Origin of the sequence: Flavobacterium collinsii (assembly GCF_902804485.1) — a bacterium.
In the GTDB taxonomy this organism is placed as follows: Bacteria; Bacteroidota; Bacteroidia; order Flavobacteriales; family Flavobacteriaceae; genus Flavobacterium; species Flavobacterium collinsii.
In genome coordinates this window covers 45,665-58,691 of the sequence record NZ_CADCST010000098.1, presented here as the reverse complement: position 1 = coordinate 58,691, position 13,027 = coordinate 45,665, and the positions used below count along the sequence as shown (strand labels likewise).

General features: G+C 35.2%; 10 protein-coding genes. 4 read left to right on the top strand and 6 right to left on the bottom strand.

The window, feature by feature from the left end:
- Positions 1–342 precede the first annotated feature (342 nt).
- The 4 genes from gyrB to FLA105534_RS15155 all read left to right on the top strand — a co-directional run bounded on the left by gyrB (position 343) and on the right by FLA105534_RS15155 (position 7,236).
- A complete protein-coding gene (gene gyrB, locus FLA105534_RS15170; protein ID WP_173966966.1) occupies positions 343–2,283 on the top strand; it encodes a DNA topoisomerase (ATP-hydrolyzing) subunit B in 1,941 nt (646 codons plus the stop codon).
- Between the two features lie 113 nt (positions 2,284–2,396).
- Positions 2,397–3,332, top strand: a complete 936-nt coding sequence (mdh, locus tag FLA105534_RS15165) for a malate dehydrogenase (protein WP_017495355.1) — start codon at positions 2,397–2,399, stop codon at positions 3,330–3,332.
- Between the two features lie 227 nt (positions 3,333–3,559).
- Positions 3,560–6,535: a protein translocase subunit SecDF gene (gene secDF / locus FLA105534_RS15160; protein WP_173966965.1), complete on the top strand. Its 2,976-nt coding sequence runs from the start codon at positions 3,560–3,562 to the stop codon at positions 6,533–6,535.
- Between the two features lie 86 nt (positions 6,536–6,621).
- Positions 6,622–7,236, top strand: a complete 615-nt coding sequence (locus FLA105534_RS15155; protein ID WP_173966964.1) for an acyloxyacyl hydrolase — start codon at positions 6,622–6,624, stop codon at positions 7,234–7,236.
- 380 nt (positions 7,237–7,616) lie between these two features.
- Here the strand turns inward: FLA105534_RS15155 and lgt are convergent, their stop codons facing one another.
- From lgt to FLA105534_RS15125, 6 genes are all read right to left on the bottom strand, one after another.
- Positions 7,617–8,549, bottom strand: coding sequence for a prolipoprotein diacylglyceryl transferase (gene lgt, locus FLA105534_RS15150; protein WP_173966963.1), 933 nt, complete (start codon positions 8,547–8,549; stop codon positions 7,617–7,619).
- Positions 8,550–8,614: 65 nt separating this feature from the next.
- On the bottom strand, positions 8,615–8,854 hold the full coding sequence (gene yidD / locus FLA105534_RS15145) for a membrane protein insertion efficiency factor YidD (protein ID WP_070906973.1): 240 nt from the start codon (positions 8,852–8,854) through the stop codon (positions 8,615–8,617).
- Between the two features lie 22 nt (positions 8,855–8,876).
- Positions 8,877–10,355 carry a cysteine--tRNA ligase gene (gene cysS / locus FLA105534_RS15140; RefSeq protein WP_173966962.1) on the bottom strand — a complete coding sequence of 493 codons (1,479 nt, stop codon included), beginning with the start codon at positions 10,353–10,355 and terminating at the stop codon, positions 8,877–8,879.
- An 84-nt stretch (positions 10,356–10,439) separates the two neighbouring features.
- Positions 10,440–10,805: a four helix bundle protein gene (locus FLA105534_RS15135; protein ID WP_173966961.1), complete on the bottom strand. Its 366-nt coding sequence runs from the start codon at positions 10,803–10,805 to the stop codon at positions 10,440–10,442.
- Positions 10,806–10,901: 96 nt separating this feature from the next.
- The gene (gene folE / locus FLA105534_RS15130; RefSeq protein WP_173966960.1) at positions 10,902–11,573 is read right to left on the bottom strand and encodes a GTP cyclohydrolase I FolE; all 672 of its coding nucleotides are present in this window, start codon (positions 11,571–11,573) and stop codon (positions 10,902–10,904) included.
- Positions 11,574–11,775: 202 nt separating this feature from the next.
- Entirely contained in the window at positions 11,776–12,972 is a 1,197-nt protein-coding gene (locus FLA105534_RS15125) for a pyridoxal phosphate-dependent aminotransferase (RefSeq protein ID WP_173966959.1), read from the bottom strand.
- Positions 12,973–13,027 lie beyond the last annotated feature (55 nt).

Below are 13,027 nucleotides of genomic sequence, written 5' to 3'. Positions count from 1 at the left end.
TAATGTAAAAATTCCAAATTCTAAATTCCAATTTATGGAGTTTTAAATTCATAGAAACCGAAATGCATTTTATAGTGTTATTTCGGTTTTTTTTATACGGTTTTAAAAATAGAGTTTTTGTAATTTAGGTTTTATAAAATCATTTTTTTACCACATTCTTATTTTTGTAATTTGTAATTTAAGAAAATTGGAATTTAAGCCTGCCTTTAGGTCTATTTTTCGGTTTTTAAGACAATTGTGTTAATAACTTACCCTCTTTAAATGGTAATTTAACGGATATATAATTTGCGTTTTTATATATTTGCGTGTTAGACAATAAATACATTTTTTAGAATAAATTATATGAGCGAAGAAATCAAGAAGAACAATTATTCAGCAGATAGTATTCAGGCATTAGAAGGAATGGAGCACGTAAGAATGCGTCCATCGATGTATATTGGAGATGTGGGGGTTCGAGGGCTACATCATTTGGTTTATGAGGTTGTTGATAACTCTATTGATGAGGCGATGGGAGGACATTGTGATACCATTGGTGTTGCAATAAACGAAGACGGATCAGTAACAGTTGAAGATAACGGTCGTGGTATTCCAGTTGATTTACATAAAAAAGAAGGTGTTTCGGCACTTGAGGTAGTAATGACTAAAATTGGTGCCGGTGGTAAATTTGATAAAGATTCTTACAAAGTTTCCGGAGGTTTGCACGGGGTTGGGGTTTCGGTTGTAAATGCCCTTTCCGTTCATATGAAGTCTACCGTTTTTAGAGAAGGAAAAATCTACGAACAGGAGTACGAAAGAGGAAAATCATTATATCCGGTAAAACAAATCGGAGAAACAGATAAAAGGGGTACACGTCAGACATTTTACCCTGATAACACCATCTTTACTCAAACTACAGAGTTCTCTTATGATACTTTATCCGCTCGTATGCGTGAGCTTTCTTTCTTAAACAAAGGAATCACAATTACCTTTACGGACAAAAGAGAAGTAGATGAAAAAGGAGAGTTTAAAAGTGAAGTATTCCATTCAGATGAAGGTCTTAAAGAATACATTCGTTATTTAGATGGTAACCGTGAGCCAATTATTTCTCATGTAATCAGCATGGATCACGAAAAAGGTGAAATTCCGGTTGAGGTTGCTTTGATTTACAATACAAGTTATACAGAGAACATTTTCTCTTACGTAAATAATATTAATACACACGAAGGAGGAACGCATTTACAAGGTTTTAGAAGTGGTTTAACAAGAACCCTGAAAAAATATGCAGATGCATCCGGAATGTTGGATAAATTGAAATTCGAAATTGCAGGAGATGACTTCCGTGAAGGATTAACGGCTATTATTTCGGTAAAAGTTGCAGAGCCTCAATTCGAAGGTCAGACCAAAACAAAATTAGGAAACAGAGAAGTAGTTTCTCCGGTTTCTCAGGCTGTTGGTGAAATGTTGGAAAACTATTTGGAAGAAAATCCAAATGATGCCCGAATCATTATCCAGAAAGTAATTTTAGCTGCTCAGGCACGTCACGCTGCTAAAAAAGCCCGTGAAATGGTACAGCGTAAAACTGTTATGGGTGGCGGTGGATTACCGGGAAAATTATCAGATTGTTCTGAGCAGGATCCTGCAAGATGTGAGGTTTACTTAGTCGAGGGAGATTCGGCAGGTGGAACTGCGAAACAAGGTCGTGATCGTAACTTTCAGGCGATTTTGCCATTACGTGGTAAGATTCTAAACGTTGAAAAAGCGATGCATCATAAAGTATTCGAAAATGAGGAGATTCGTAACATCTTTACCGCTTTAGGAGTTACCGTTGGTACAGCAGAAGATAGTAAAGCCTTAAATCTTGAAAAACTAAGATATCATAAAGTAATCATCATGTGTGATGCGGATGTCGATGGTAGTCACATTTCTACCTTAATATTAACATTCTTCTTCCGTTTCATGAAAGAGTTGATCGAAGAAGGTCACGTTTATATCGCTGCACCGCCTTTATACTTAGTTAAAAAAGGAAACAAAAAAGAATATGCATGGAATGATGTTCAACGCGATCAGGCCAATGAGAGAATGGGAGGAAGTGCTGCGATTCAGCGTTATAAAGGTCTTGGAGAGATGAACGCGGAACAATTGTGGGAAACAACAATGGATCCGAACTTCAGAACTTTACGTCAGGTAACAATTGATAGTCTGGCTGAAGCCGACAGAGTTTTCTCTATGTTGATGGGGGATGAAGTGCCGCCACGTAGAGAATTTATCGAGAAAAATGCAGTTTACGCTAATATCGATGCGTAATAAATTATAATCATCAATTCGTTTAATTGTTTAAATTTACTTAAATGATTAAACGAATTGTCGATTTATCAAATACACAAACAAATTAATTAATAACCGATAAAGTATAAAATATGAAAGTTACCATTGTAGGAGCAGGAAATGTTGGAGCTACATGTGCAGATGTTATTTCTTATAGAGGAATTGCGAGCGAAGTAGTGTTGTTGGATATTAAAGAAGGTTTTGCCGAAGGGAAAGCGTTGGATATTATGCAATGTGCCACAAATACAGGTTTTAATACCAAAGTATCTGGGGTGACCAATGATTATTCTAAAACTGCCGGAAGTGATGTAGTAGTTATTACATCTGGAATTCCAAGAAAACCAGGAATGACCCGTGAAGAATTAATAGGTATAAATGCAGGAATTGTAAAAACAGTTGCCGAAAACGTACTGAAGTATTCTCCGGACACTATAATAGTTGTGGTTTCTAACCCAATGGATACGATGACGTATTTGGCATTGAAATCGACAGGAGTACCAAAAAACAGAATTATTGGTATGGGTGGAGCGTTAGATAGTTCTCGTTTTAGAACTTATCTTTCATTAGCTTTAGATAAACCGGCAAACGATATCTCGGCAATGGTTATTGGAGGACATGGTGATACGACTATGATTCCATTAACCCGTCTGGCATCTTATAACGGAATTCCCGTAACTGAATTTCTTTCAGAAGAAGTATTGCAAAAAGTAGCTGCCGATACAATGGTTGGAGGAGCCACACTTACAGGTCTTTTGGGAACGTCAGCATGGTATGCACCTGGGGCTTCTGTAGCTTATCTGGTAGATAGTATTTTGAATGATCAGAAAAAAATGATCGCCTGCTCTGTTTTTGTTGAAGGAGAGTATGGGCAAAATGATATCTGTATAGGTGTACCTTGTATAATTGGTAAAAACGGAGTGGAAGAAATATTAGACATTCAGTTAAATGATCATGAAAAAGCCTTATTTGCGAAAAGTGCAGATGCGGTGAGAAGCATGAATGACGCTTTAAAATCGATTTTAGTATAACGAATTTCGTAAAAAGAGGAAAAGGCTGCACTTTTGCAGTCTTTTTTTTGAGATTAATTAATAAATAAATTGGTTAATCTTTTCGTTAATTATATATTTGCTCGGGTTAAAAAAAATGTTGTAATTCGTGATCTTGATTTTTTAGTTCTTAAAAATCATATCAGGGCTTATTCTATGGGACTTTAAAACAAAAACAAACAATAAAAAATAATTAATTTTTAGTAATAATGCAGAATAAAGGACTTATTAAATTTTTCGCAATTCTATTTGCATTGGTAAGTATTTACCAACTCTCGTTCACTTTTGTGGCCAATAGTGTCAAAAGTGAAGCTAAAGCTTTTGCAGGAGATAATCCTGATAAAGAATTAAAATACTTAGATTCTATTGGAAAAGAAAAAGTGTTAAACCTTGGTTTTACTGATTTTACTTATAACGAAGTAAAAAACAAACAACTTAACAAAGGTCTTGACTTAGAAGGAGGAATCAACGTGATTCTTCAAATTTCTGTTAAAGACGTTTTGAAAGGATTAGCAAACAATTCTAAAAATCCGGTATTTAATAAATCATTAGCTGATGCAACTGCAAATTTAGAAGGAAACAAAACCTATTTAAATAAGTTCTTCGAAGCTTTTGAGGCTAACTCAAAAGGAACTGTGAAATTAGCTTCACCTGACATTTTTGCAAATAGAAGTTTACAAGGAGAAGGTGGTGTAGATTTTCAAATGTCTGACGCACAAGTTCAAAAAGTAATTAAGAAAAAAGTAGATGAGTCTATCGAAAGTGCTTACAAAGTACTTAGAGAGCGTATCGACAAATTTGGTGTAACGCAACCAAACATCCAAAAATTAGGAGAAACTGGAAGAATCTTGGTAGAGCTTCCGGGGGCTAAGGATGTAGATAGAATCAAAAAATTATTAGGAGGAAAAGCTCAGTTAGAGTTTTGGGAAACTTTTAAAATTGAAGAAATCGGTAACTTTTTAGTAGCGACTAACGAAGCTCTGAAAAAGACTGAAATCAAAAAAACAGAGACTAAAGCTGTCGTTAAAGATTCATTAAATGCTTTATTGACTGATAACGCTAAAGATTCAGTAGATACTAAAAAAGGAAACAACCCATTATTTGACAAAATGTTAGGTCAGGGTGGTGGACCAGTTTTAGGATACTTTGCTCCTAAAGATACAGCTACTGTAAACAATTATTTTAAAAGAGCTGACATCAGAATTTTATTGGGTGCTGATCAACACAATGCAAAATTTGTTTGGAGTAAACCAACTACGATCAAAGATGCAAAAGGAAAAGATATTGAAGCAGTTGAATTATATGCTTTAAAAGGAAACAGAGACAATGTTCCTGCAATGAGCGGTGGTGTTGTTACAGATGCAAAAGATACATTTGACCAATTAGGAAAACCAGCTGTTTCTATGCAAATGAACAGCCAGGGAGCTAAAGTTTGGGAAGAATTAACAGGAAGAGCATTCTCTCAAAAAGGATATATTGCTATTGTTTTAGATAATATTGTTTACTCTGCGCCAGGTGTTACAAGTGGACCGATTGCAGGAGGAAGATCTGAAATTACAGGTTCTTTTGATGTAGCTGAAACTAAAGATTTAGCTAACGTATTAAACGCAGGTAAATTACCAGCTTCTGCAGATATTATTCAGTCAACAGTTGTAGGACCATCTTTAGGTCAGGCTGCAATTGATGCAGGTACAATTTCTTCTGTATTAGGATTTTTATTAGTTTGTTTATGGATGGTGTTCTATTATGGTAAAGCAGGTTGGTATGCTAACCTTGCCTTATTATTGAACTTACTTTTCTTGTTTGGAATTATGGCAAGTTTTGGTTTTGTATTAACATTGCCAGGTATTGCAGGTATCGTATTAACATTAGGTACGGCGGTAGATGCGAACATCATTATATTTGAAAGAGCTAAAGAAGAATTACGTGAAGGAAAATCATTGTCAGAAGCAGTTGTAGCTTCTTACGGATGGCATGGAGCAATGCGTTCTATTATCGACGCAAACGTTACTCACGTTTTAACTGGTGCAATCTTATTCATTTTTGGTACAGGACCAATTAAAGGTTTTGCTTTAACATTATTGATTGGTATCGTAACTTCATTGTTTACTTCAATCTTTATTGCTAGAATTTTTATTGATAGAAACATTGCTGGAAAAGGAGATTTAACATTCTCTACAAACATTACTAAAAACTGGTTTACAAACTTCCACTTTGACTTTATTAAGATTAAGAAATTCACTTACATCTTCTCTTCAATTGTAGTTGTAGTTAGTTTAGTTTCTATCTTCTTCGTAAACGGATTAGATGAAGGTGTTGATTTTGTTGGAGGAAGAACATTCCAGGTGAAATTTGAAAAACCAATTGATGCTACTGTAGTATCAGATGAATTATCTGCTTCTTTTGGTACACCTGTTGAAGCTAAAATTTTAGGTGATGATGATCAGTTGAAAATCACAACTAAATATAAAATTAAAGAAGATGGTGTAGCTATTGATGAAGAAGTGAATCAAATTTTATACAAGTCGTTAGCGAAATATTTCCCTAATACTTCTTATGAAAAATTCATCAACTCATTTGATGGTAAGAAAATTGGAGTTGTACAGCAATCTAAAGTTGGAGCTTCTATTTCTGAAGATATTAAAACAAACTCTTACTGGGCTGTATTAGGTGCAATGGCAGTTATTTTCTTATACTTAATGATCTCTTTCCGTAAATGGCAATATTCATTAGGTGCAATTGCAGCGGTAGCACACGACGTTATTTTTGTATTAGGAATCTACTCTTTATGCTACAAATTCATGCCTTTCCACATGGAAATGGATCAGCACTTTATTGCGGCTATCCTTACTGTAATTGGTTACTCTATGAATGATACTGTAATTGTATTTGATAGAATTAGAGAGTTCATCATCGGAAACCGTAAAGGAAGTTTTGAAGATATCGTAAACGCTTCTATTAACACTACATTATCAAGAACGTTGAATACGTCATTAATGATGATCATTGTATTGTTAACGATGTTTATCTTTGGTGGAGAATCTATCAGAGGGTTTATCTTTGCAATGTTGATTGGTATTGTGGTAGGAACTTATTCATCATTATTTATTGCTACACCAGTATTGGTTGATACAATTTCAAGTGATGATAAACACACAATCGAAGACAAGCACAATCATGCATAATCAAGTGCTTTAGTTATAAAAAAAAAGATCCAGTGAAAACTGGATCTTTTTTTTTGTCTTATATTTAGGTCGGTAAAAAAGTATTTATGAGTAGAAAACTACTATTGGTTTTAATGATTTTTTTTAGTGTGTTCAATGTTTTAGGACAACATAGAAATGATAAATTGGCTATTGGTGTCAATTACGGATTTGGCAGTGAATTTAATAACAGAAACTATACTTTTACTAATCAATTTTATAAGATAGAGTTGTACTACCAAGTTAAGAAAACAAAGTATTTTCAGTATGAAATTTTAGTCCAGCCGGAAGTTAATTTTGGAAGACATCAATTGATGAACTTTTACTTTGTAAAGCCGGACAGACCTGATTATCTTGAAAAGAGGGAAGAATATACGAAGTTGAAGGATGTGCATGAGTATGTATTGAATCTTGGTTTTTTGGTTAGGAAACCAATTGGAAAAGTTTTCTCTGTTTATGTTTTAGGAAGTATTGGGCCAATGATTACAGATGCAGAAACAGAAAGAATGTCTAAAGGTTTTGCTTTTGCAGATGTTTTTGCGATGGGCTTTTCGGTTAAAATGGATTGCCTACAGCTGGATGCTCGCGGTAACATTCGGCACGTTTCAAATGGAGGGTTAAATAGTGAAAATGCGGGATATAATACCAGAAATATTGAATTAGGTATTTCGTATTTCCTGTAAATAAAAACGAATCTATGAAATTGGAATTTGCTCTGAAAGAGCTATGGAAATAGTTGTAGTGCGTAGCACTATGAATGATGATGGCAATTATGAGTTACGCCCTGAAAGGGCAAAAGCCTGATGGCAAAGAAAGCATCCAGCATATTTTGTATGAGATTCTCTAAGAATGTGAATGTTTTTTTGTTGAGATTTAGTTGCGAAAATTGCTTTTGCCCTTTCGGGGTAATTTTACATCTTAATCTAACTTATAGTGATTTTCACTATGCTTTTGCTTTTAGGACTTTCAGTCCTATTCTCTCTCAACGTTTGTTCCTGATTCAAAAAAAATGTCCGATAAATTGAATTATCGGACGCTTTTTTATAGTTTTTTATCGAATGGATTAAGACTCTGCTAAAGGATTTCTTTGCGCTCTAAAGATGAAGAAAAGTCCAATAATGATAAACGGGATACTTAGCCATTGTCCAGTGGAGAAAAGGCCTAATTCGTTCTCAAATCCACCCTGGCTTTCCTTTACAAATTCGACAATAAAACGTACAGCAAATAAAAGAACCAGAAACAGTCCGAATAATAATCCTGATTTCAATCTGGCATTGGTTTTCCAATATAGAAAAAACAAAACAGCAAAAACAAATACATAAGAAATCGCTTCGTACAATTGTGTTGGGTGTTTTGCCGGAACCTGCGCCAGTAAGTCGGCAAATTTAGGATCAGTTGCAATAGCAGTATAAGCTGCTTTTGGATCTGCTATTTGTGTTGCATTTACAGCTTCATTTTTACTGAACTGGTCGTGTAAAAAACGAATTCCGAAAGCAGAAGTAGTTTCATGTCCGATAATTTCAGAATTAAAAAAGTTTCCTAAACGAACAAAAATAGCACCGCTGGCAACCGGAATCACCACACGATCCAGGATCCATAATAAAGGGCGTTTCAGGATCATTTTGCTGTAATAATACATAGCAACGATGATGGCAATAGCTGCACCATGGCTTGCTAATCCCTGAAAGCCGGTAAATTCAAATTTAGGCTCGAATCTAACAGGTAAGAATATCTCAAGTAAATGATTTCTGAAATATTCCCAATCGTAAAATAAAACATGTCCTAAACGGGCACCTATTAACGTAGCTAAAACAGTCCAGACAAATAAAGAATCTAATTTGTCGATAGATTCGTTTTCGCGTTCGAAGATCTTTTTCATTAAAAACCATCCTAGTCCGAAAGCAATTACGAACATTAAACTGTAATAACGAATCATAAAAAATCCTAGATCGATTCCTTCTGAAGGATTCCAAACGATATTTAAGGGCTGTGTCATGTGCTGTTGTTTTTTTGTATTTTGTAAAAATAGATATTTAAAGTAGTGTTGCTCTTTATAAAAAGTTAATGTTTATGTGAACATTTCTTCTCAGGAACGGGGTCGTAACCGGTTCTTCCCCAAGGGTGGCAGCTTAAGATTCTTTTCATACCCAGGTATCCTCCATAAAACAAACCGTGCGTTTGCAGGGCCTGAATCATATAGGTGGAACAGGTTGGTTCAAATCTGCAACTCGCCGGAGTAAAAGGCGATATTGCAGATTGGTAAAAGCGGACTAATAAAACAAATGGAGTGATTACTTTCATGATTTATTAGAAAATGAATGATTTATATAGAAAAGCTGGTTCCTTCTTTTCCGTCTTTCAACTGAATTCCCAGGCCAATCAATTGATCGCGAATCTGATCTGAAAGGGCAAAGTTTTTATCAGCTCTGGCCTGATTTCTCATGGCAATAAGCATGTTTACAGTTCCTTCCAGTTTGTCGGTATTTCCGTCAGCAGCTTTGTCGTTAGCCAAACCTAAAACATCAAAAACAAAAGCATTAATTGCAGTTGTGAAGGTGTTTAAATCTTCTGCTGAGATGGTTTCTTTACCTTCTTTTAGTAGATTGATGTAACGAACTGCTTCAAACAATTGCGCAATCAGAATTGGCGTATTGAAATCATCATTCATAGCATCGTAGCACAATTGTTTCCATGCTGCAATGTCTATAGTGCTTGTTGTACCTGCTAAAATTGCAGGTAAAGCATCTACAGCTTCCATTAATCTTTTATATCCTTTTTCGGCAGCTACAATAGCATCGTCAGAAAAATCCAGAATGCTTCGGTAATGTGCCTGTAACATGAAAAAACGGGTTACAGATGCTGAAAAAGCTTTGCTAAGAATGTTGTTGTCTCCGCTTAAAATTTCTCCCGGTAAAATGTTGTTTCCGGTCGATTTTGCCATTTTCTTTCCGTTTAAAGTCAGCATATTGGCATGCATCCAGTAGTTTACCGGAGACTGACCTGTGCACGCTTCGTTTTGTGCGATTTCACATTCGTGATGTGGGAACTTCAAGTCCATTCCACCTCCGTGAATGTCGAAATGATTTCCAAGATATTTGGTGCTCATGGCGGTACATTCTAAGTGCCAGCCCGGAAAACCATCACTCCATGGTGAAGGCCATCTCATAATGTGCTCCGGTTCTGCTTTTTTCCAAAGTGCAAAGTCCTGTGGGTTTCTTTTGTCAGATTGCCCGTCAAGATCACGGGTGTTTGCAAGCATATCTTCGATATTTCTACCGCTTAAGATTCCGTAATTATTGGTTTCGTTGTATTTCACAACGTCAAAATACACCGATCCGTTTGCTTCATAACCAATTCCGGTATCGATAATTTTTTTAATGATTTCGATTTGTTCAATAATGTGCCCGGTAGCGGTTGGCTCAATACTTGGCGGTAAGAAATTGAAAGATCTCAATATATTATGAAAATCAACGGTATAGCGCTGAACAATTTCCATAGGTTCTAATTGCTCCAATCGTGCTTTCTTGGCAATCTTATCTTCACCTTCATCTACATCGTCTACAATATGCCCCACATCAGTAATGTTTCGCACATAACGTACTTTGTAATCAAGGTGTAAAAAATACCTGAATATCACGTCAAAAGACATGAAAGTTCTAACATTTCCTAAGTGTACATTGCTATAAACCGTAGGTCCGCAAACATACATTCCAACGTTTCCTTCATGTATAGGGTTGAAACTTTCTTTTTCACCCGAAAGTGAATTGTATATTTTTAGAGGTTGAGCTGTGTATAAAGGCATTTTTTTATCGTTTAATCGTTTATTTGTTTAACCGTTTATTTGTTTACTGTTGAATCGTGTAAACGTTCTGTAATTACTTAAGTTTTATTCTTTTGAAAGATAATACTTTTTTAAACTGTTTATCTGGTTGCAGATTTTTTCTATTTTTTCTCGGGTTTCGAAATATTCTGTCTCGGAAAGATAGTTTAAATCTCTGGAAATTATCAAATGATTTAAAGTTTCCATCGCTGAGGAATAAGAAATAGTTAAAAAATGCGCTTTGTCTTTATTCGTATTTCGCGACGTTCCTTCTGCAATATTCGTTGCGATTGGGGACGAACTTCTTTTTATTTGTGAAGTGATTCCGAATAGTTCATTTGGTGGGAATGTACTAGTCAATTTGTAAATGTCTAATATAAACATTCTTGCATTTTGCCAAATTTCTAATTTTTCAAAAGAAAAAGTGCACATTCTTTTCTGTTTAATTGTTGATTTGTTTAACCAGTTAATCGAAAGTTTTACTCATGGAAAAATACAATTAAACAAATCAACGATTCACCGATTCAACTAGAATTGCGTATCCAGTTTAATATAATCCAAAAGTTCTCTTTTAGTTTGTGGATCTTTAAATCTACCACCAAATTCAGAAGTAACGGTACTACTTTCGATGTCTTTGATCCCTCTTGAATTTACACAAAGGTGTTTAGCGTCGATAACGCAGGCTACATCTTCGGTTCCAAGTGCTTTTTGTAATTCCTGAACAATTTGCATGGTTAAACGCTCCTGAACTTGAGGTCTTTTTGCATAATATTCTACGATACGGTTCATTTTTGACAAACCAATAACTCTTCCATTAGAAATATAGGCTACGTGTGCTCTTCCTATAATTGGCAATAAATGGTGCTCGCAGGTAGAATAAACCGTAATGTTTTTCTCCACCAACATTTCACCATATTTGTAATTGTTGTCAAAAGTAGAAGCTTTTGGCTGTCTTGAAGGATTAAGACCTCCAAAAATTTCTTTTACAAACATTTTGGCCACTCGGTTTGGAGTACCTTTGATACTGTCATCCGTCAAATCCATTCCTAAGGTTTGAAGGATGTTTTCAACATCTTTTTTTATTTTTTCTATTTTTTCGTCATCACTTAAGTCAAAAGCATCCGATCTTAAAGGATTTTTTGCGTTACTGCTAAAGTGATTGTCTCCTATTTCGTCTAAAAAATCTTCGTTATTTATCATTAAAAACTTACTATTAGTATGGGTATTTCTTTTTAAGGCGGTAAAGATAATTAATAAATGGTAAACCTTTTCTATGGTTTTTACTATTTAATTGCGGCTTTTGCTATAAAATTCAAATTGTAGAGAAAATGAGGTTGCTTTTAAACACAAAAGACAATAACACAGTTTGTTATTGTCTTTTGAAAGTTTTTGTTTCTTATGGTTATTTCTTGTTGTAAACTAAAAGTGCTTCTTTTAAAATGTTTACAGTAGTAATTAAATCTTTTTTATTTAAAACATAAGCAATTCTTACCTGATTTAATCCCATTCCCGGAGTGGAATAAAATCCAGCTGCAGGAGCAACCATAACCGTTTCTCCTTTAAGATCGTAACTTTCTAAAAGCCATTGTGCAAAATCTTCAGAATTGTCAATCGGTAATTGTGCGATACAGTAAAAAGCCCCTTTAGGTTTCGTCACAATAACGCCTTCGATTTTATTTAATTCGGCGATTAAAGTATCACGACGCGTTCTGTATTCGGAAATTACCTCGTCAAAATAACTTTGTGGAGTATCTATTGCCGCTTCACAAGCGATTTGCTCGATTGTAGGAGGGCTCAGACGTGCCTGCGCAAACTTCATTACGGTTGCCAAAACTTCTTTGTTTTTGGTTACCAGACATCCAATTCGGGCACCACACATACTGTAACGTTTAGAAACCGAATCGACCATAATTACATTTTGCTGAACCTCTTCGAGATTCATTACCGAAAAATGTTTATCGTCTCCATCGTACAAAAATTCGCGATACACTTCGTCAGCAATCAGGTATAAATCATGTTTTTTGATTAAGCCTGCCAGCTGTCTGATTTCTTCTTCGGAGTATAGATATCCCGTTGGATTTCCCGGGTTGCAAATTAATATGGCCTTTGTTTTTGGAGTAATTAATTGCTCGACTGTATCAATGCTTGGTAAAGCAAAGGCACTTTCGATAGTTGAAATTACGGGAATTACTGTTGCACTTGTTGACGATGCAAAAGCATGGTAATTAGCATAAAAAGGCTCAGGAATGATGATTTCATCTCCCGGATCTGTAATTGTGGCCAATGCAAACAGTAAGGCTTCTGATCCACCAGTTGTTACAATGATGTCTTCTGAGTTTACATTTACGTTTTGGCGCTGGTAAAATTGTGCTAATTTTTTTCTATAACTTTCATATCCGGCAGACGGACTGTATTCTATAAGAGTTAAATCAATATTTTTTACCGCCTCGATGGCCACCTCAGGTGTCTTGATATCCGGTTGACCAATGTTTAAATGATACACTTTCTTTCCTTTTTGTTTTGCAAGATCTGCATAAGGAGCGAGTTTACGTATCGGTGATTCGGGCATGTTTCTGCCTTTGTGTGAAATTGTTGGCATGAGTTTTCTTATTGAAGTGCAAATTTGCATTTTTTTTTCGAATTTAACGTAAACA

What these genes read in the sequence shown, in the direction of transcription:
- gyrB (WP_173966966.1), top strand. Translation starts at nt 343, where the DNA reads ATGAGCGAAGAAATCAAGAAGAACAATTATTCAGCAGATAGTATTCAG.
- mdh (WP_017495355.1), top strand. Translation starts at nt 2,397, where the DNA reads ATGAAAGTTACCATTGTAGGAGCAGGAAATGTTGGAGCTACATGTGCA.
- secDF (WP_173966965.1), top strand. Translation starts at nt 3,560, where the DNA reads ATGCAGAATAAAGGACTTATTAAATTTTTCGCAATTCTATTTGCATTG.
- FLA105534_RS15155 (WP_173966964.1), top strand. Translation starts at nt 6,622, where the DNA reads ATGAGTAGAAAACTACTATTGGTTTTAATGATTTTTTTTAGTGTGTTC.
- lgt (WP_173966963.1), bottom strand. Translation starts at nt 8,549, where the DNA reads ATGACACAGCCCTTAAATATCGTTTGGAATCCTTCAGAAGGAATCGAT.
- yidD (WP_070906973.1), bottom strand. Translation starts at nt 8,854, where the DNA reads ATGAAAGTAATCACTCCATTTGTTTTATTAGTCCGCTTTTACCAATCT.
- cysS (WP_173966962.1), bottom strand. Translation starts at nt 10,355, where the DNA reads ATGCCTTTATACACAGCTCAACCTCTAAAAATATACAATTCACTTTCG.
- FLA105534_RS15135 (WP_173966961.1), bottom strand. Translation starts at nt 10,805, where the DNA reads ATGTGCACTTTTTCTTTTGAAAAATTAGAAATTTGGCAAAATGCAAGA.
- folE (WP_173966960.1), bottom strand. Translation starts at nt 11,573, where the DNA reads ATGATAAATAACGAAGATTTTTTAGACGAAATAGGAGACAATCACTTT.
- FLA105534_RS15125 (WP_173966959.1), bottom strand. Translation starts at nt 12,972, where the DNA reads ATGCCAACAATTTCACACAAAGGCAGAAACATGCCCGAATCACCGATA.